Annotated in this window: 14 protein-coding genes; all 14 read right to left on the bottom strand. The window is 66.9% G+C overall.

The features are described from left to right. Window positions 1-25 precede the first annotated feature (25 nt). On the bottom strand, window positions 26-802 hold the full coding sequence (locus tag KR767_RS09090) for a general secretion pathway protein GspN (RefSeq protein ID WP_250878890.1): 777 nt from the start codon (window positions 800-802) through the stop codon (window positions 26-28). Continuing rightward, window positions 799-1395, bottom strand: a complete 597-nt coding sequence (gspM, locus tag KR767_RS09085) for a type II secretion system protein GspM (protein WP_208392648.1) — start codon at window positions 1393-1395, stop codon at window positions 799-801. Before gspM ends, KR767_RS09090 begins: the two co-directional genes overlap by 4 nt. Then, entirely contained in the window at window positions 1382-2845 is a 1464-nt protein-coding gene (locus tag KR767_RS09080; protein ID WP_250878889.1) for a PilN domain-containing protein, read from the bottom strand. Before KR767_RS09080 ends, gspM begins: the two co-directional genes overlap by 14 nt. Next, a complete protein-coding gene (locus KR767_RS09075) occupies window positions 2842-3696 on the bottom strand; it encodes a type II secretion system minor pseudopilin (RefSeq protein WP_166950633.1) in 855 nt (284 codons plus the stop codon). The genes KR767_RS09080 and KR767_RS09075 overlap by 4 nt, the downstream gene beginning before the upstream one ends. Beyond that, window positions 3693-4373, bottom strand: a complete 681-nt coding sequence (locus tag KR767_RS09070) for a prepilin-type N-terminal cleavage/methylation domain-containing protein (protein ID WP_250878888.1) — start codon at window positions 4371-4373, stop codon at window positions 3693-3695. The genes KR767_RS09075 and KR767_RS09070 overlap by 4 nt, the downstream gene beginning before the upstream one ends. Beyond that, on the bottom strand, window positions 4370-4813 hold the full coding sequence (locus KR767_RS09065) for a prepilin-type N-terminal cleavage/methylation domain-containing protein (RefSeq protein ID WP_250878887.1): 444 nt from the start codon (window positions 4811-4813) through the stop codon (window positions 4370-4372). Before KR767_RS09065 ends, KR767_RS09070 begins: the two co-directional genes overlap by 4 nt. Next, window positions 4810-5250 carry a GspH/FimT family pseudopilin gene (locus KR767_RS09060; RefSeq protein WP_166950639.1) on the bottom strand — a complete coding sequence of 147 codons (441 nt, stop codon included), beginning with the start codon at window positions 5248-5250 and terminating at the stop codon, window positions 4810-4812. The genes KR767_RS09065 and KR767_RS09060 overlap by 4 nt, the downstream gene beginning before the upstream one ends. 23 nt (window positions 5251-5273) lie before the next feature. Continuing rightward, on the bottom strand, window positions 5274-5642 hold the full coding sequence (gene gspG, locus KR767_RS09055; RefSeq protein WP_250879140.1) for a type II secretion system major pseudopilin GspG: 369 nt from the start codon (window positions 5640-5642) through the stop codon (window positions 5274-5276). An 84-nt stretch (window positions 5643-5726) separates the two neighbouring features. Continuing rightward, entirely contained in the window at window positions 5727-6944 is a 1218-nt protein-coding gene (gene gspF / locus KR767_RS09050) for a type II secretion system inner membrane protein GspF (RefSeq protein ID WP_166950643.1), read from the bottom strand. A 1-nt stretch (window position 6945) separates the two neighbouring features. Then, entirely contained in the window at window positions 6946-8643 is a 1698-nt protein-coding gene (gene gspE, locus KR767_RS09045; RefSeq protein ID WP_425483506.1) for a type II secretion system ATPase GspE, read from the bottom strand. A 226-nt stretch (window positions 8644-8869) separates the two neighbouring features. Continuing rightward, the gene (locus KR767_RS09040) at window positions 8870-15073 is read right to left on the bottom strand and encodes an ESPR-type extended signal peptide-containing protein (RefSeq protein WP_250878886.1); all 6204 of its coding nucleotides are present in this window, start codon (window positions 15071-15073) and stop codon (window positions 8870-8872) included. Window positions 15074-15293: 220 nt separating this feature from the next. Then, window positions 15294-17276, bottom strand: coding sequence for a PA domain-containing protein (locus tag KR767_RS09035; protein WP_250878885.1), 1983 nt, complete (start codon window positions 17274-17276; stop codon window positions 15294-15296). Further along, window positions 17273-17716, bottom strand: coding sequence for a post-PEP-CTERM-1 domain-containing protein (locus tag KR767_RS09030; protein WP_166950664.1), 444 nt, complete (start codon window positions 17714-17716; stop codon window positions 17273-17275). The genes KR767_RS09035 and KR767_RS09030 overlap by 4 nt, the downstream gene beginning before the upstream one ends. Window positions 17717-17862: 146 nt before the next feature. Continuing rightward, window positions 17863-19827, bottom strand: coding sequence for a S8 family peptidase (locus KR767_RS09025; RefSeq protein ID WP_250878884.1), 1965 nt, complete (start codon window positions 19825-19827; stop codon window positions 17863-17865). Window positions 19828-20086 lie beyond the last annotated feature (259 nt).

Below are 20086 nucleotides of genomic sequence, written 5' to 3'. Positions count from 1 at the left end.
CATCCATGACGGCGCTTGCGCGCCGTTACTGCGTGTCCTGGCTCTGCTGGTGTTGCTGTTGTTCGGCACGACGGCGCTGGACCGCCTGCTTGAGTGCTTCGATACGAGCCTGCTGCAAGGCCTGGTCGTCCTGACGAGGCGGCGCGGAGCGTGTGCCCGATGCCGCCGGCTGCGGCGGCACGGGTCCGGCGATACCCGAGGCGGGCTGTTGTTCGATATGGATGCCGTTGCCCTGCTGCGGAGACGACGGGCGCGGCGGCATCGGCGGCTGACCCGGCGGCGGCACCGCTCCCTTCTGGCCCTGCGCATTGGCGAGCGGGTCGGGAGCGGCTACCTTCAGGTTCAGTTCGCGGTGATCACCGCCGTTGTCGAATACCGCGCTGCGTGGCTTGAGCGTGGCAAGCGTCCAGTGGCCATCGCCCAGGGGCGAGCCTTCCTTGACGCGTACAGTCACATCCTTGCCCTTGTCGTGCAGCAAGGCGATGCGCAAGCCGGCGGTCATGATGATGCCGGTGAGTTCCAGGTCGCCGATGTTGCTCGACGAGTCGTCACCATCCGCGGCCGCGACCGGCTTGCGGTCGGACATGAACAGCGGACGTTGCCAGACTTCGACAAACTGGGCGATGGGTGCGGGCGTCGGTAGGGCCGCCGCACGCATGGGCGGCAGGCCTTCCGGCGGTGCGGGATCATCCCAGTGCACGCCACGCCCCACGCCCATGGCAAAAATACCGCATACAACGGCAAGCGCGATGGCCACGCCGCCGAGCACAGGCGTCAGACGTCGTTGATCCGCTGCGTTCATGACGCCGCCTTCGCCGCACGCGCGGCATGGATATAGCCCGAAACCGTGAACTGTACTTCCATCGGTGCTGCACCACCCGCGCGTGCAGCAACAGGATTGCGATAGATGCTGAAGTCTTCGATGAACAGGTAAGGCGTGGCTTCCTCGATGTCGTGCAGCACGGCCGTCATGGGCTGCATCTGGCAGCGCAGGCTGATGTTGACCGTGACCTTGCGATACGGCTCACCCGCTTTTTCCTGGCTGGGCACGGGCATCTTCTGTACGACATCGCAGGCACCATTCTCGTGATGCGCCGCGGCCACATCGACAATGCGCTGCATGAGTCCCGCAGCGGCAGCATTGGTGTCGTCGCCGGCAAGAAATGCGTCGCTGCTCGATTGCCCCTGCTCCAGTGAGGCAAGCCGCTTTTCAAGCTGGGGGCGTTCGGCGATGGCGGCGGCGAACCGGCGCTGGGTATCGCGCAGATCGTTCATTTCATCGGCGATGGCCAGCTGTGGCGCGACGAACCACCAGTGCACCAACGCAAAGTAGCCCACGACGATGACGACGATGAGCAGCAGGATCGCGGCAATCCGCGATTCATTGGGCTTCATGCGCACCGGCGGTCTCCTTGTCCGTGGTGGAAGGCGCGTTGGCAACCGGAGCCTTCGCCGGGGCTGCCGCTGATGCATCCGGGTGCGGAGTTCCTGTCGACGGAACCCCCTGCGTGGATGAGGCCGGCGATTTCGTCGGCCCGGCAGGCGGCGCCGGATGCGGAGTACCGGGCACAGGAACCGGCTGCGCAGGAGCCACCTTCGCGGCGTCGTTTTTCGCCGGTACGACCCTGGCCGACGTCGACGCTCCGGCCGGTGCGCTGGCCGCCTTCGCAGGCGCACTCGTTGCCTTGGCAGGTGCCGCCTTCGTTGCCGGACGGGCCGGTGCACCCGGCTTCGGCATCAAGGCTTTCGCCTGCATGTAGAAGCGCTCCTTGCCCGAGGTGGGATCGGTCTGGATGGTGCCCTGGAAGCTCGGCTCACCAATGGTGGCCGCCCCCTTCAGTGCGTCGATGAGGCGCGCGGCCTGCGGGCTTTGTCCCTGGAAGCCGATCTGGCCGGAGGCGTTGACCGTGAAGCGCTCGAGCCAGGTGTCGTCCGGGAGTCGCTGGGTAAGTTCGGCGAGGATAGGCAGGATGGACGGGGATTCCGTCTTGCGGCGGGCGAGGAAACCCGATGCCCCGGCGCTTTCCGTCAGGCGCTGCCGCAGGCCCTTCACGCGCTGCGCGTCGGTGCGCAGCGACTCGACGTCGGAACGCATGGATTCCAGCGCAGCGTTGCGGTTATGCAACCAGGTCGCCATGGCGCCGAACAGCAGCACGACGATGGCGACGATGAGCGCCGTATTCAGTCGTTTGCGGCGGTCGGCGCGTCGCGGGGTGCGCGCCGGTGGCAGCAGGTCGATGCCGGTAAGACCATGGCCTTGCGGTACGTCGACGCGATCCGGCGAGATGCCGAGTGCAGCCAGTTCGTCGAGCTGGGCATCGAGCGACTGGCGCGGCGTGGCGGCAAGCTCTGCGACGAAGCGACCTTCCGGCCCCGGCTCGCCGAGTTCGCGCACGCCGAAGTGGATATCTTCCGCACGGAAGGGCGTCTGCCGGTCGAGATCGTAGCCCACGACCTGACGGAGATTGTCGCGCGCGGCCACCGGCAGCACGAGCCGCCGCCGCAGTACCTGGCCTGCCGGAAGTACAAGGGCGATGCGTCGATCCGCAGGATCGGCCTCGGCCAGCGCACGCGATAGCACCGCCTGCCTGTGTTCGGCACCGTCGATATCGTCCGCCGCGGCCAGGGGCAGTGAATCGCCTACGCGACGCAGCGACCAGGCGTCGTCCTTGCGTTCGATGACGTACCAGCGCTGGCCGCCGGCAAAGGCATGACGCCAGCGCACGGGCACCAGTGCCGACAGTTCGCTTCCCCACCAGCGGAAGAAGCCGGGCAACGCGCTGCCTCGCCACGCACGGCGCAGGCGTTCAAGCTGCAGTTGTGAAGCGTCCTGCAGGGCGGTCATTCTGCATCTCCTTCGCGCCAACGCAGTATTGCGTAGGGCTGGTTTCCCGATCTTATCCCACGTAACCGGATCGTTGATGTAAGGGAACTTCTCGTTCCGTCTTCAAGGATCGCTTCTGCACGTATCGTGTGCGTGACACCGTTGCCTCCGGACACCGCCGCCCCGTTTGCCTGCGCGCGCTGCGACAGGATCGCCTGCGCACCGGCCGGCCCCAGGCCCGGAATGGCGGCCAGCGCCAGCGGCGGCGCATGCTCGGTATTGGGCCGCTCGCGGCCCGACCAGATCGTGAGCACGGGTGCAATCTTCGTCCACAGTGCCGGGTCCATGCCAAGCACCATGCGCCCCTCTTCCACGGTGGCGAACGGACCGTTACGCGGACCATACCCGAGGCCAGCCGCGTCGTATTGCGCTTTTTTCGCACCGTTGGGCGACGCGGCATCGCCGGGCCGGCGCCAGTCCTGGATGGCGGACGACAGGCGCTTGGCCTGGTCGTCGTTGCTGCCCGCCGCCTTGAACAGGCCGGTGAGCACGTCGTCGGAAGCGGCATTGAGATCGATCTTTCCGTCTTCGTCGGTGATCGTGATGCTGACTTTCGCGTCGTCGAAGGCAAAAGCGTAGACGCGGCCATCGGCGATCCAGCGCGAATCGATGTCGGGGCTCTGCAACCCGGCCACGGCACGCACCAGGCCCGCCTCGGCGGCGTAGTGCGCCCGCGCCTGCGAGAACTGGTAGCGCGCCTGCAGGCCTTCCGTGCGTGCCAGCGCGGCGAAGCCACCGAGCATGATCGCCAGCAGCGTGCATCCCCACAGGACGATGAGCAGGGCCACGCCCTTGTGCCGGCGCCAGTTCATCGCAGTGCCTGTCCGCGCGAGCGCGACGAGAAGAAACCATTTCGCGATGCCGAGGGGTCGATCCGGATGGGTGCCACGAAATCGGGGAAGACCACGCCACCATCGACGTCGAGCTTCACCCGGACCATGGACGGCGTACGGCGGTTGTCCTTCCACTCATCGATCCAGTCCGTGGGCCGGTTCTGTTCGTCGAGGCCACGATAGGAGAAACCGCCCTTTGCGATACCCCGGAGCAGGATTTCGGGATCGCCCAGAGGCTTGGGATCGTCGCCATCGGGCGGCAGCAACGAAAGGGTGACTTCAAGGCGCTGACGGCCGCGCTGACTGTGATCGTCATCGTCGTCTACCAGCTTCATCGTGATGAGCTGCGCTCCCATGCGCGAGAGATAGCCGGGCAAGGGCGCCACGAAACGAAGGGTGTGTGCGTCACCGGTAAAAATGAGAGGATCGCCATCATCGGTTTCGCCGAACGGAATGACCAGCGCCTGGGCCAGTTCGTCGCGCATGAAAGTCTGCGCCGAACGGATTTCGTCCATGCGCTGGATGGCATCGTCACCGCTGCGCACGATGCGCGTCGCGGTGCTGATGCCGGAATAGACGCCGAGCAGCACGATAGAAAGAAGCGCCAGCGCTGCCAGCACCTCCATCAGGCTGAAGCCCCGCTCGACGGACTTCATCCGCCACCTCCGGCCGAGCCCATGCGCAGCGTGGAGAAACGCGCATGGCGCTCGTCACCGTCGCGGCCCCAGATCACGTCGAGGTCGAGGCGATAGATGGGACTGGCCGCGCCGTCGGCTGCCGGCTTGATGTCCGGCGGCTGGTAGCGCGATACATCGAGACGCCAGCGATACATGTCGTCGAAGCGGCCTTCCGTTTCGCCCTCCTGCACCGGATCGAGCACGAAGGCGCCATCGAGCAGGCTTCGTGCCCGCAATGCCGCCTGGGTGCGCTCGTTGGCTCGCGCCGTGAGACTCAGCGAACTGCCGGCCACCTGCATCAACGCAGCAAACGCAATGGCAAGAACAGCGATGGCGGCGATCACTTCCAGCAGGCTGAAGCCCTTCTGCCGCGATACGTTCCCCCGGATTCCCGTCGGCGCCGTGAAGCCGGCTCTCATCGGGTATCCACCACACTCACCGCACCGGTGAGCCATGCCACGTTGACGTGCCACTCGCGCTGTCCGCGCTTGAGCGTGACGCGGCCACCCGTGGAGCTTCCGTCAGGGAAGAAGCGGATGCGACCGGTGGTGGCATTGGCCTGGTCTTCGCGAGCGCTGGTGATCGATACGCGCATGTCCCTGGGCAGGCGCACATCACTCTTGCCAGGCGGCCGATAGGTTGCTGCCGACGTATCGACTTCAAGGGCAAGGCTCTGCCCGCGCACGATCGACTGCGCACGCGTCCAGCGCAGGGCCGCGGCCAGTTCGCCGCTGGCAGCATTCACGCGCGCGCTCGCCAGCCCCTGGCTGATCGGGATCGAGACAGCCGCCGCGGCGATCCCGATCAACAGGATCACGGCCAGCATCTCGAACAGCGTGAAACCGCGCGTACGCATGGCCGTGCGTCCTGCCTCCGAGGTTACTGCCAGTTGCCGACGTCGGCGGAATAGCCGTCGCCGCCAGCCTTGCCGTCCTGTCCGTAGAAGACGAGGTCGAAGTTGCCGTGCTCACCCGGGTAGCGGTAGCCGAACGCGTGGCCCCACGGATCCTTCAGGTCGGATTCCTTGGCGTAGGGACCCTGCCAGTTGGATGCATCGGCCGGCTTGGAAACCAGGTCGGCCAGCTCGTGCGGCGGCGTGCCGTTGTCGAGGGCGTAGTTTTCGACCTTCTGGCTGAGCGTGGTGAGCTGGGCCTTGCCCGCACCGTACTTGCCCTTGTCGACGTTCTTGCCGACCTGGGTGACCACGATGGCGCCGATGATGCCGATCAGCACGATCACGGCGAGCATTTCCAGCAGCGTGAAGCCGCGGGCGTGGCTGTGTCGGAGGGTACGTGTCGTACGCATGGGCAAGCTCTCCTTGGAACGGTTTGATCAGTTGATATTGCTGGTGAGGCTGAGCAGCGGCAGAAGGATCGCCGCCATGATGAAGGCCACCATCACGGTCATGACGATGGTGAGCGTCGGTACCAGCGCCGCCAGCAGGCGGTCGATGGCACGCTTGGCTTCCACGTCGAACGTGTCGGCAACCTTGAGAAGCATGGTATCGAGGGCACCGGCTTCCTCGCCTACCTGGATCATCTGCAGCGCGAGGCGCGGAAAGCGTTCTGTCTGGCCGAGTGCGCTACCCAGGCCGGTACCGCCCTTCACCCGGTCGGCTGCCTGTTCCAGCGCCTGGTCGAGCGCGCGGTTGCCGGTGACCTGGCGGGCAATGGACAGCGACGAAAGCAATGGCACGCCGTTCTTCAGCAGGGTACCCAGGGTGCGTGCGATACGCGCGGTTTCCACCTTGAGCAGCAGCGGACCCGCCACCCGCATCGTCAGCAGGCGGCTGTGGAAAGCCAGCTTGCGCTCCGGATCGCGCAGGCGCAGGTTGAACAGGGCGCCGAACACGATGATCACCAGCGCCAGCGCCCACCACCAGTCGCCGATGACCGTACCCATGGCGAGCACGACCTTGGTGATGAGCGGAATCGGCACCTGCATGTCGGCGAAGATCGGCACGAACTGCGGCACGACGTAGGCAAGCAGCAGCACGAGCGAACCGAGCACGCCCACCATGAGGAAAGCCGGGTAGATCAGCGCATTGATGATGCTGCCGCGCAGCGCCTGCGAGCGTTCCAGGTAATCGGCCAGGCGACGCAGGGTGTCGTCCAGCGAACCACCGGCCTCGCCCGCGCGCACCAGGCTGATGTACAGACGTGGGAAGACGCCGTTCTCTTCGTCCAGCGCAGTCGAAAGCGTGGTACCGCCACGCACCCGGTCGCGGATGCGTTCGACGAGATTCTTGGCACGCTCGCCTTCCGGCAGGTCGAGCAGGATGCCCAGCGCACGATCCAGCGGCTGGCCGGCCCCCAGCAGCGTGGCGAGCTGATGGGTGAACTGGGCCAGCTGGTCACCGGTGAACGGCCCCTTGCGGAACAGCGCCGCAAGTCCACCACCGGAGGATTCACCGTCTGCCGGTGCCGCCTCCAGTGGCGTGTGCCCCTGGTCTTGCAGGCGTGCGACCACATCCTCGACGGAGGCGGCTTCCATGCGTCCGGTGAGCACCTCGCCCACGGCGCTGATCGCTCGATAGCGGAACTGGCTCATGTCAAGAGTCCTGCGTGACGCGCAGGACTTCCTCGATGGTGGTGATACCCATCACGGCCTTGGCCAGGCCGTCCTCGTACATCGTGCGCATGCCCTCGGCACGCGCCTGACGTTCGATCTCGCCGGCATCCGCACGCTGCATGACGAGCCTGCGCAGCGGATCACTCATCACCAGGAATTCCATGATGGCTCGCCGACCGCGGTAACCCGTGGGATTGATGGCGCTGGTGCCCGGCTTCCACAGCCGGATGGGCCGCTCGTCGGTGTACTTGTCGAGCTGGAACTGTTCGATCACCTCGGGCATGGCCTCGTAGGGGATGGCCGTTTCCGGATCGAGGCGGCGCACGAGGCGCTGGGCCAGGATGCCGTTGACGGTGGAACCGAGCAGGTAATCTTCCACGCCCATGTCGAGCAGGCGGGTGATACCACCTGCCGCGCTGTTCGTGTGCAGGGTGGACAACACCAGGTGGCCGGTGAGCGCGGACTGGATCGCGATGCGGCAGGTTTCCAGGTCGCGCATTTCGCCGATCATGATGACGTCCGGATCCTGGCGGACGATCGAGCGCAGGGCGCCGGTGAAATCGAGGCCAATCTGCGGCTTGACCTGGATCTGGTTGATGCCCTCGATCTGGTATTCCACCGGATCTTCGACGGTGATGATCTTCACGTCGGGCGTGTTGATCTGCGACAGGGCCGTGTAAAGCGTGGTGGTTTTACCCGAACCGGTAGGACCGGTGACCAGCAAAATGCCGTGTGGTCGGTCCAGCACTTCGACGAAGCGGTCGCGGAAGTTGTCGGTGAAACCCAGCGATTCGAAGTCGAACACCACCGACTCGCGATCGAGGATACGCATCACCACCGATTCACCGAAGCTGGTCGGCACCGTGGAAACACGAAGGTCGAGCTCCTTGCCCTGCACACGCAGCTGGATGCGGCCGTCCTGCGGCAGGCGGCGCTCGGCGATGTTCAGGCGGGCCATGATCTTCACGCGGGAAATCACCGCCGCCGTGGAGCTGGACGGCGGCGCTTCTACCTCGTGGAGCACGCCGTCGATGCGATAGCGCACCTTGAGACGGTTCTCGAACGGTTCGATGTGCACGTCGGATGCGCGCTGCTCGACCGCGCGTTGCAGGATCAGGTTGACCAGGCGGATCACGGGCGCCTCGGAGGCGAGATCGCGCAGGTGTTCCACGTCGTCCTCGACGGCGGCATTGCCGTCCAGGCTTTCCACGATGCTGCCCATGGCCGAACGGCCCTGCCCGTAGTAGCGCTCGATCAGGTCGTCGATTTCCGAACGCAGGCCCACGCGCAACTGCACGTCGCGCCCCGTGGAGAGACGCACGGCCTGGATGGGGTAAGGGTCGGCCGGATCGGCCACCAGCAGGACGATGCGGTCGTCGCCGTCGCGCACGGGCACCACGTGGTATTGCTTCAGGAAGCGCACCGAAAGTTCGGTGTCGGCGGGCGGAAGATCCGGTGCGTCTTTCGCGGCAAGCAGCGGCAGGCCGAGCAGGTCGGCCCACGCGTCGGCGAGGTCGCGCTCGGATACCAGGCCCAGTCGCGCCATGAGCGCGGTGAGCGTGCCTTCGGGCGTTTCGTCGTGCAGACGGCGCGCCCGCGCCAGATCGGTATCCTTCAACCTCCCATGTGTGACCAGGTATGCGCATACCTGGGCTTCACCGGGTTCCCCGGTAAGCATGTCCTTATGCTCGGTCATCGCAGACATGCCATCCTCACGGTCCGTTAGTGCGTTGGGTCGCGTGTTTCGTTCCTGACCACGCGGGCCGCTATTGGTAGCACATACCGTGCGTCGAGGGCGACCGCGGCCATCACGTTCCTGAAGATGGCGCAGGAACCGTCAAAGCCGCGCCCGTCCTGGACAAAAGCCGTGGAAGGCGGCGGCCACAGGGCCGCCGCCTACACGATTACCAGCCCACGCCTACGCCCACGCCTCCCGAAGTCTCGCCGCCGCTGACCGCAGCGCCGAAGGTGAGGCTGGCGTTGGACGAGAGGGATCGCGAGTAGCCTACCGACAGCGCACCCTGCCCCTTGTACCCGCCGACGCCCACGCCCAGGCGGTTGTCCCCGTTGACGCCCTGCGTGCTGAACGCCATCTGCGACATGGCCGCGCCCATGGCACCGACCTTGTTCAGGCGGTCGTTGAGGTTGCTGAAACGGTGGTCCACCGTCCGCTTGTACTCGTCGAAGGCACCACCGCTGACCACGTCGCCGAACTTCTGGTCGGTATAGGCCTTGGCGCTCTGCAGGGTCCGCGCATCGCCCTGGTCTGCATAGGACTGGGCCGTGGCCACGGCCTGGTCTACCTGGCTCACCGTCGCCGCGTCGCTCGGCGCGGTGCCGGCAGCCACATTGGTGATACGGCGCTGGGCATTCGCACTACCCACCGAAACCGTATTGGCCTGGTCGGCCACCGAACCGGCACCCAGCGCGACGCTGTTGGTGGCCGTGGCGGTCACCGTGGCGCCCGTGCCCACCGCCGTGCTGCTGTCGGCACCCACGCTCGCGTTGTTGCCGATCGCGAGATCGGTGGTGTCCTTGGCGTAGCTGCCGGTGCCGATAGCGGCGCCATTGCCCGTCCCCGGGACAATGGCCTGGGCAGCAGCCGGTGCCGGCGGTGCCACGGCAGCCGGTGCCGCCTGGCTGGCCGCCGAAGCGGCAAACGGGGTGACCTCGGCAGAAGCCGGCGTGATACCGGCAACAGAAGCACTGGCCGCCATCGGCGCCGCTACCGCATTGCGACGGATCGGGCCGGTACCCGTACCCGGCTGGCTCGTGCTGCCCGTACCCTTCGACTCCAGGCTGCCCACCCGGTTGGTCAGCGAACTCAGGGCGCCATCCAGCGCACCCACCGCATCGCCCACCGTCTGGTAGCTACTGCCCTGCACCCGGTAGACCGGGCCCACGAAGCCGTTCGCGCCCATCGTCGCGCCACCGCCCAGCGCCATCGCCACCGCATTGCCGGCCGCATTGGACGAACCGGCAAAGGCACCGGACAGGGCCGTGTTGAGCTGGCCGAGGTTCACGGCATCCGTGGTCTGGGTACCGGCAGCGACATTCGTGATCTGCCGGTTGTTGCCCGCACTGCCGACCGACACCGTATTGGCACGGGTCGCGGTGGAGCCCGCACCCAGGGCCACGGAGTTGGCGGCCAGCGCCCGTGCGCTGTCACCAATGGCCGTGGCACTGGCCCCGGTCGCATTCGCCGAGGCACCGATGGCCGTGGACGACTCCTTGCTGGCCGATGCCAGCGCACCGATGGCGGTGGAAAGGTCACCCGACGCGCTGCTGCCTGCACCGGTGGCCGTGGCGAATCCGCCGGAAGCCTTCGCATCGTCGGAGCCGTCGCCCGCACCCGTGGCCGCCACGTAGTGCTTCGCCGCACTCACGCTGTCCGACAGTGCATTGAGCTGGTTGACGTTGGCCGCATCGGTGCCCTGGGTGCCGGCCGCGACGTTGGTCACCTGCCGCTCGCTGCCCTTGTCGCCCACGGAGACCGTGTTGTCGCGTGTGGCGACGGAGTTCGAGCCCAGGGCCACGCTGTTGGCGCCGCGGGCCGTCGCGTAGTCACCCACGGCGACACTGCTCGCACCCGAGGCCCAGCTGTTGATACCCAGCGCCGTGGCGTTGGTGCCCGGTGCGTAGGCGAAGTAGCCCACGGCCGTGCTGCCCACACCTTCCGCACCCGTGATGCCGCCTACCGCCGTGGCGTAGTCGGCCGTGGCCTGCGCGCCCGCACCGAAGGCCGCCGAGCTCTCGCCCGTAGCGCCGGTGTAGACCTGCAGGCCACCGAGATTAGCCGGGCCGCCCACTGCTACCGAGCCGTTGCCCGATGCCGTGGTAGACGTGCCCACCGCCGTGGCGTAGTCGCCCGTAGCACTGGCGACCGAACCCAGCGCCGTGGACTGCGCGCCGGAAGCAAAGGAGCCCACGCCGACCGAGGTCGAGGCAAAGCCGCCTGCCTGTGCGCTGGCACCCAAGGCCGTGCCGCCGACACCCGCGCTGGTCGCGCCGGTCGTCACCGGATTGCCATCGGCGTCGACGATCAGCGGATTGCCCTTGGCATCCACCGCATTGCCGCCGACGGCCACGCTCCCCGGACCATCTGCCTGTGCACCGGCACCATAGGCCGCACTGTTCTGCCCCGTTGCCACCGCGCCATAACCGCTCGCCGTCGCATGGCTACCCGTCGCCACGGCACCGCTACCCGTCGCGGTGGCGCCTTCGGCACCGGCATAGGCGCCAGAACCGGTGGCGGTAGCGTACTGCCCGCTGGCCTGTGCATCGTCCGTACCGTCACCGTTGCCATTGGCCTTGAAGTAATGGCTGGCGTCGCTGACGCTGCCGGCCACCGCATCCAGCTGGCCCTTGTTCACCGCATCGGTGTTCTCGGTACCGGCCGCCACGTTGGTCACCTGGCGCTCGCTGCCCTTGTCGCCCACGGACACGCTGTTCTCCCGCGTCGCCTGCGAACCTGCGCCAAGTGCCACGCTGTTCGCGGCCTTCGCCGTCGCGGACTGGCCAACCGCCGTGCTGTTCACGGCATTGGCGTAGGAGTTCCAGCCCAGGGCCGTGGCGTAGTCGGCCGTGGCCCATGCGCCCGCACCGAAGGCCGCAGCGCCCGTGCCCGTGGCCTGCGCGGGAATGAACCCGAAGAACGTGCTGCCACCCACGGCAACACTCTCGGCACCCGTGGCCTGTGCGCTTTCGCCCACGGCAACGCTGCTCGCCCCCGTCGCGGCACTCTGCGTACCCACCGCCGTGGAAAGATCGCCGATGGCATTGGCAACCGCACCGACGGCCGTGGCCTGTGCACCGGATGCATAGGCACCCACGCCCAGCGAAGATGATGCGAAGCCGCTGGCCTGCGAACTGGCGCCGACAGCGGTACCACCGACGCCCGCACTGGTGGCTCCCGTATCGACCGGCACGCCGCCGTTGGTGATCAACGGATTGCCGTTTTCGTCCACGCCAACACCACCCACCGCGACGCTGCCAGGACCATTGGCCTGCGCACCCGCGCCATACGCGGCACTGTTCTGACCCGAGGCCACCGAGCCGTAGCCGGTAGCCGTGGACTGCTGTCCGGTCGCCACCGCACCACTGCCGAATGCACTGGCGCCGTCCGCACCCGCGTAGGCACCGGAACCGGAGGCGGTCGCATACTTCCCGCTGGCCTGCGCATCGTCGCTGCCGTCACCCGCACCGTTCGCCTTGAAATAATGGCTTGCGTCGCTGACGCTGCCGGCCACCGCATCAAGCTGGCCCTTGTTGACCGCATCCGTGGCTTCAGTGCCCGCGGCGACATTCGTCACCTGGCGCTCCGCGCCCTTGTCGCCTACCGACACCGTGTTGTCGCGGTCGGCGCGCGAACCGGCACCGAGTGCCACCGAGTTGTCGCCCAGTGCCCATGCATTGGCACCCAGTGCGGTGGCGTTATCGCCCAGCGCCCAGCTGCCTGCACCGAGTGCGATCGCGTTGGCGCTTTCGATGCCGAATAGACCGAAGCCCGTCTCGGCGCCGTTGCCGATCGCGATACTGCCCGCTCCAGCCGCGCTTGCATTGCCACCGATCGCTGTCGCACCGGCGCTGTAAGCCGATGCTCCGTAGCCCGTGGCCACCGAGAGATCACCGTCGGCAAACGACTGCGCACCCGTGGCCGTCGCGCCATTGCCCGACGCCTGCGAAAGGAAGCCGCTGGCCGTGGACTGCTCACCCTGTGCAAACGCCGCCGTACCGACTGCCGTGGCATATTTGCCTTCGGCCTGCGCACTGGCACCGACCGCCGTGGCGTCCAGTCCCGATGCGGTGGCCGGGCCAACCGCTTCACCGGTCGACGTATACGTGATGAGCGGATTGCCATTCTCGTCCAGCGCCTGCCCACCGATGGCGGTTGCGCCATTGGACGATGCCTGCGCACCCGCGCCGTAGGCCGAGCTGTTCTGCGCGGAAGCGACACTGCCGTAACCGGCCGCCGTGGCGTAGCTGGCATTCGTGCTGGCACCGCTGCCGATGGCGGAAGATCCTTGTCCCTGCGCGACGGCACCCTGGCCCACCGCCGTCGCATAGTCGCCGCTGGCATAGCTGCCTGCACCGAAGCTGGAGGTGCCGGTACCGTCCGCGATGGCACCATGGCCGTTCACGGTGGCGTCGTTACCAAAGGCTGCACTGCTTGCGCCGGTCGCCGTGGAACGCTCTCCGGACGCTTCCGCGTTCGCACCGGTAGCCACACTGTCGGCGCCACTGGCCTGCGCACCCGCACCATAGGAAACGCTGTTCTGGCCCGATGCCACCGCACCGTAACCCGTAGCCGTCGACTGGACTCCTGTCGCCACGGCGCCACTGCCAAAGGCGCTGGCGCCATTGGCACCGGCATAGGCTCCTGAACCGGACGCCGTGGCGTACTGGCCGTTGGCCTGCGCATCATCGCTGCCGTCACCGGCGCCGTTCGCCTTGAAGTAATGGCTTGCATCGCTGACGCTACCGGCCACTGCATCGAGCTGGCCCTTGTTCACCGCATCGGTATTTTCGGTGCCCGCCGCCACGTTGGTGATCTGTCGCTCCTTACCCTTGTCGCCTACCGACACCGTGTTGACGCGGCTTGCCTGCGATCCTGCGCCAAGCGCTACCGAGTTATCGGCCAGTGCCCAGGCATTCGCGCCGAGTGCCGTTGCGTTGTTACCGAGCGCCCAGCTCCCCGTGCCGACGGCGATGGCGTTCGCGCTTTCAAGGCCAAACAAGGCGAAGCCGGTTTCCGCACCACTGCCAAGCGCGATGCTTCCGGCACCCGACGCACTGGTCGCGGCTCCCAGCGCCGTCGCGTTGGTGCTGTATGCCGCAGCGCCCGCACCTGCGGCGAGTGACTGCGTACCAGCGGCCACGGCTTGTGTACCCACGGCAGTGGAAAGATCACCCGTGGCATTCGCCACGGCACCTACGGCCGTCGCCTGTGCGCCGGAGGCATACGCGCCCACACCGAGTGACGATGCAGCGAAGCCACTGGCCTGAGAGCTGGCACCGATGGCCGTACCGCCAACGCCGGCACTCGTCGCGCCCGTATCGACCGGCACGCCACCGTTGGTGATCAAGGGATTGCCGCTCTCATCCACGGCCACGCCACCGACTGCGACGCTCGCAGGACCATTCGCCTGCGCGCCTGCACCATAAGCGGCACTGTTCTGTCCCGTGGCGACCGCACCGTAACCGGTTGCCGTGGACTGCTGTCCGGTGGCGACAGCACCGCTGCCGAAGGCACCAGCACCATTGGCGCCTGCATAAGCACCCGAGCCGATGGCCGTCGCGAATTTACCGTTGGCCTGCGCATCGTCGCTGCCATTGTCCGCACCATTCGCGCTGACATAATGGCTCGCATCGCTCACCGCGCTGGCGAGCGAATCCACGCGCCCGGACACGCCCGTGACCGTCGTCGAAAGCTGATCGACGCGGCTCGATACGCCACTCACGCTTCCCGACACCTTGTCGAGCTGGCGCTTGTTCACCGCATCGGTGGCCTGGCTGCCATCCGCGACATTCACCACCTGTCGTTCGGCACCGCTGCGCCCGACGGATACGGTACCTGCCCGGTTGGCGACAGAAGAATCGCCGATAGCTACCGAATCCTTCGCCGTAGCGCGCGCACCACGCCCCAGTGCCGAACTCGATGCCGCGCTGGCGAGTGCATCCTGGCCTACCGCCACGCTGTCCACGCCCGTGGCGCGGGTCGACTGACCCAGTGCCGTGGAGAATCCACCGGTGGCCTGCGCATCCTGGCCGTACGCCACGCTGTAACCGCCGCTGGCCTTCGATTGCGTGCCGACCGCCGTGGCGTAATCGCCGGCCGCCTTCGACGACGTGCCGCAGGCGAAGGCATCATCGCCACGCGCCACGGGGCCGCTGCCCTGCAGGCCCAGCAGATAACCACCGCACACATTGCCCGCCTGCGCGGGAGAGCTGCCCAGCGCCAGCACCATGCCGGCAGCCAGGGGCAGTGCGGCCATTGCCGCGCGCAGGCGACGCGATGCGCCACCCTTGCCATTCGCCCGGGCGAGTTCCGAGGCAACGACGAGCATGCCCAGCGACTTGTTCCAGACCTTGCTGTAAATGGTATTCACGACAAACTTCCTCCAGTGTCCGCCCATGGGCGGATAGATGCGCGCACCACGCACAGCGCGGGCCGTCGCCAGTCCGTCGCCGACGCGGCGGACGTAATCCCTGGCGACCGGGCAGCCTACGGCCGTCCGGACGTCCAGACGTGAGTTCTCCCCTCCCCCTTTGCCGCAACGCCGCGTAGGAAGAAGCCCCGCCGTGGCGGGGCTTCTTCCTGCTCATGCGTCAGTTGGTCCAGGCACCCAGGACGCTGACGCCCGAGTAGGCCTGTTCACCCTTCACGGTGAGCGTCCACACACCTTGCGCCGGGCTGGTCGCCGTAAACGGCTCGCTATTGCCCGGACGATTCGGCTGCGCGGTGACTTTGCCCGACGGGTCGGTGACCGTGATGGACACATCACCCGAACCACCGAAGGTGCGCAGGGTGAGCGACTTCGCACCGGCAGGGACATCGAGCGTGTACGCCTTGGTGGCACCGGCCGCACCCGCCTGTCCGGTCAGCGCCTTGTTGTTGCCAAGCGCCGTACCGGGAGGTGCCGTTGGCTTGCCCCAGGCGGTGAACTGCTTCTGCGTCTCCGCATCCGACAGGCACAGGTTGAGACTCGATGCCTGCCCGGACGTGATGAGACCATCGGTGGCGAGCTTCGCCGCGTACGACGTGATCGCGCTGCGATAGGCACCCACGTTCGCCGAGGCGGCCGCGAGGATCTTCGCGTTGGAAATCACGTTGGCACCGATGATCACACCGCCCGGCACGAGGGTCGGCACGCCGGTATCGCAGGTGAGCAGCTTCTGCGTACCGCGATTCAGGCCCCAGCCGATGTCCTGGAACAGCGCAGGCGTCAGGTCGACATCGATCTCGCCACGCAGATCCTGGTTGATCGCGTATTCCATGATGGCGTTCGGCGTCAGGCGGGTGTCGTAATGCGAGAACGACGAACCCTGCGCGAGCGTGGTCGGTGCATACAGCTGCACATTGCCCTGTGCATCGGCACCGGCCAGGCCCGAACCCTGGCCCACGGCGCCAGTAAGGCCGCCGAGATTGGCCTTGAGCGTATTGCCGTCGACCTGGCTCACCGCAATCACCGGGATGTTCACCGGCTGTGCGGGCGTGCCTCCCGGCGTGATGGCGCCGGCCTGGTTGTTGGCGATGAGCACGGCCTTGGCACCTGCGGCCTGCGCACCCAGCGTCTTCACGGTGAAGTCGCAGGTACCGCGATCGATCAGCGCGATCTTGCCGGCCAGATCCGCACCGTTGGTGATGGCCGTGCAGCCATCGTTCGGCACGGCACGCACGACGGCACCGCTGAAGTTGGAACCGGTGGCGACCGGGCCGAAGGACGCCTGCGAGTAACCATAGTCACCCGCGGCACCCGCCGGAGCGGACACACGGAAAACGTTCGGCACGGTCAGCGCCAGCGGTGCTTCCGTCTTCACGGTGGCGCCAGTGAACACGAGATGGCCGTCGTTGAGCGCGGATGTCACACGCTGTGCGTCGGTGAGGTCGTACCACTTCTTGTTGAGCGTGTTGTCGTAGACGAAGGTGGAATAGATGTCCGGACGCGCCACGCCATCGCTGCCCTTGTAGGGCGAGCCGGTGGTAAGGCTGTTGAAGCCCGAGAAGCCCAGGCCGTGGGCCATTTCGTGCAGCACGACGTTGAGGAAGTTGATCGATCCGGCCGGCGTGTTGCCGTCGAGGCCGAAGTACCACTTCGATCCTTCGAGGCATCCGGTGGTGCCCAGCGCACCGTTGAACTGGCTCTGGATATCCGCTTCGCCCGGCTGGCCGTCCTGCTTGGTGAGAGCGTCGAACAGCGCGGAGTGATACCAGGTGTTGCGCACGGCGCCCGGAGGCAGCGTGCTGGTGTTGTCGAAATAGAAAATGTACGTGGTGCCGGAAGAACCGAGCACGCCCGAGGTGGCGTCGCAGGAGAGCTTCTGGAAGGTGGCGTTGTTGACGATGGTGACGTCGCTCTGCAGCACTGCACCCCAGATGTCGGCTGCGAACAGATAAACGTTCAGTGCCTGCTGGCCGGCGGTGGTGCCCGGGTTGCCGCCGACCGGTGAGGCGGGCGTGGGATCGTCCAGGCCCTTGCCGGTGCCGGCATCCTGGTTGACGATCTTGATTTCCGCTGCCGTGACAGCCGTCACGGCGCCGAACAGGCCGGCGGTGAGAAGGGCGGTATACAGAAGGCCGCGGCGGATCATCGGGTCACCTCCGGAGCCTTCGGCGCGGCATGCACGCCATGATCGTCGTGATGGATGCTGACCGAACCATCGGCGTTGCGCTCGGCGACGACGCTGCTCATCAGTTCCTGCGGCACCCGTACGGCCTGTGCACGCACGCCATTGGCGAGGTTCACCGTGCGAAAGGTGGACACGGCATCGGCTGCCGTGCGCGGCTGTGCGGAAAGCGCGGAGACCTTGCTCTGCTGTACCTCGAATGCCCTGGAAAGCGCGGCACGCTCGGCAGCCGTCGGCTCGCGCAGGCGGCCGGTGGCCGGGTCGATGGCCACCTGCACGCCCTGCACCATGACGGTCTGCGGTGCGGCCGTGGTGGCCTGGTCGGCGGCGTGTGCGGCCCCCGCGAGGGTGAAGACGCCCGTCAGCACGAGGCCGAAGGCCTGTGCTCTTGCTCGTGAAGTCATTACGTTTACCTCCCTAATACGGCGCCGGGACCCCTCCCTGCACGCCCACCGGCGAAGGCCCCCTCGCCGGTGCAAGACCTCCCGGACACGGTGCCCCCTGCACCGGTCCCTGGACCGTGCGCCACGAGGGCGCACGGTGGTGTCGCTCAAGGCGCGGTGAAACTCGCCTGCACGGTGACGTTGGTAAACGGCTTGCCGCCCGCATCCACCGTGATGTACCAGGTGCCCGCCGCAGGTCGCGCCAGGGTCACCGTTTCGCTGTTGGTGGCAGGTTTCGCCGAACGGTAATCGTAGGCAGAAGCACTGGCAGGGCTGCCGTTCTTCACGTACAGCGTGACGTCGCCGCTGCCACCGAACGTGCGCAGCGCCAGCGAACGCGCGCCTTCGGGAACATCGATGCGATAGCTCAGCGAACCGCTGGCCGGCGCGGCCTGGCCGGAGAACGCCACGCCATTGGTGAGTGCCGTGGCGTCCGGACCGCCCGGCGTATTGCCAAGCGCCTTGTTGACCGCGGCATAGGCATCGAGGATGCCAGCGCCCACCGGCTTGTCCGGCGTGGCCGGGAACGCATGTGCGGTGGAGGTAAGCAACGCGCGGATCTGCACCGGCGTGGGCGTCGGCAGGTTTGCCGCCTTCACCGCCGAGAGAATCAGGGCGACGCTACCGGACACATGCGGCGTAGCCTGCGAGGTACCTGCCATGCCGCCGTAACCGGGACCCGCCGGCTCATGCGTGCCGGCGTTGATCGCCGACCATACGAAGCCCGCATCCACCACGGCACCGCTCGCGCCGTCATTGGCGTACACGCCACCGCCCGGTGCCGAGATCGCAACCGGTGCACCGTAGTTCGAGTAATAGGAGCGCTTGCCGACGATACCGTTGGAAGCCACCGTGATCGCACCCGGGCAGCTAGCCGGCGAGTATTTCGTGGCGTCGTCGTTTTCGTTGCCGGCCGCCACCACCACCGTGGTGCCACGCGAGATGGCGGAGGTAATGGCATCGGCAGTGACCGCATCCGCCGAACAGGCACCTTCGCCACCCAGGCTGAGGTTGATGACCTGCGCCGGATGCGCGTTGTCGGGCACGCCGTCGACGTGACCGCCCGAAGCCCAGACGATCGCATCGGCGATGTCCGAGGTGTAACCGCCGCAATGGCCCAGCACGCGCACCGGCAGTACTTTGGCCTTGTAGGCGATGCCCGCCATGCCGACACCGTTGTTGGTCAGCTCCGCGATGGTTCCCGACACATGGGTGCCGTGCCAGCTGGAGTCTTCCTGCACGTCGTCCTTCGACGGATCGATGCAGCCGCCGTTGGCGACGAGGTATTTGTCTTCCGTGGTCCAGTCACCGGTGTCCCAGCCGCCGGGAACGCGTCCGTCCGTGGCGCGGCCGGACATGAAGGCATCGGTGACGAAGTCGTAGCCCGCACCGGCCAGTGAGAGGTCGATATCCGGATGCTGGGTGATGCCCGTGTCGAGCACGGCCACGACGATGCCCGTGCCGTCGGCGAGATTCCAGGCATTGGCAACATTGCTGCCGCCTTTGTTCGCGTACGTTGCAGTGTCGTTGCCGATCTTCTCCGCGGCGCCTGACGGCGGACGCAGGTGCCACTGGTAGCGCGTGTAGTACGGATCATTGACCACGACCGGCGTGACGTCGGCCGTGGCGCGGACGTCGTCGATCTTCTGCATGACCGCGTCCACCTCGACGTGGCGCACGGCGGGATCGGCCGCGATCTGGCTGACGAACGCCTGCGCATCGGCGGCCGACAGCCGGCGCGACGTGCGGACCAGGTCGGCGCCGGTGGCCAGCTTGCGCCCGTAGCGCACCTGTAGCGCGCCACCTGCCGGCGTGCCGGCACGCAGCTGCGCCGCCAACGACGACGTACGCGACAACGCCGCGGATACCGCCTGCGTGGCGGCCGTGGTGTCGAGACGTTCGCGTGTGCCGTCACGGTAGGTGACGATGAAACGGTCGTAGCCGGCTGGCGCACGCAGGCCAGCGACATCGAGCGTGGCCCTGGGCTCCCCGGGCCCCTGGGCGAATACGCCGGGCGCCATGCCCAGCATGAGCGAGACGACGAGCGTCCTCGCAGCGATGCGGTTTACCATCTGCACTACCCCTTGCCCGTGGTACTGCTTGTGGACGGCCGATTGCGGGCCGCCTCCCCTTCGATGCCCTCGCGGGACACCCCTGCATCAGGTTCTTGAGATCCTTCGCACTTCAGGTCGAACCGGCTGCGTTTTGCTGCCGGTCTGGGGAACCTAGCAGCAGGAAAATACGAACGTCAATCTTTTGACGATACTTTTTTCGTTATTCGCAAAAAGCATATGCAAACCGCGAAAACACTCGATTCCGGCGCGTACATGC

The organism is Luteibacter anthropi (assembly GCF_023699965.1).
Classification (GTDB): Bacteria; Pseudomonadota; Gammaproteobacteria; order Xanthomonadales; family Rhodanobacteraceae; genus Luteibacter; species Luteibacter anthropi.
The sequence above is the reverse complement of the archived record's forward strand: the minus strand, read 5'-3'. Positions and strand labels throughout refer to the sequence as shown.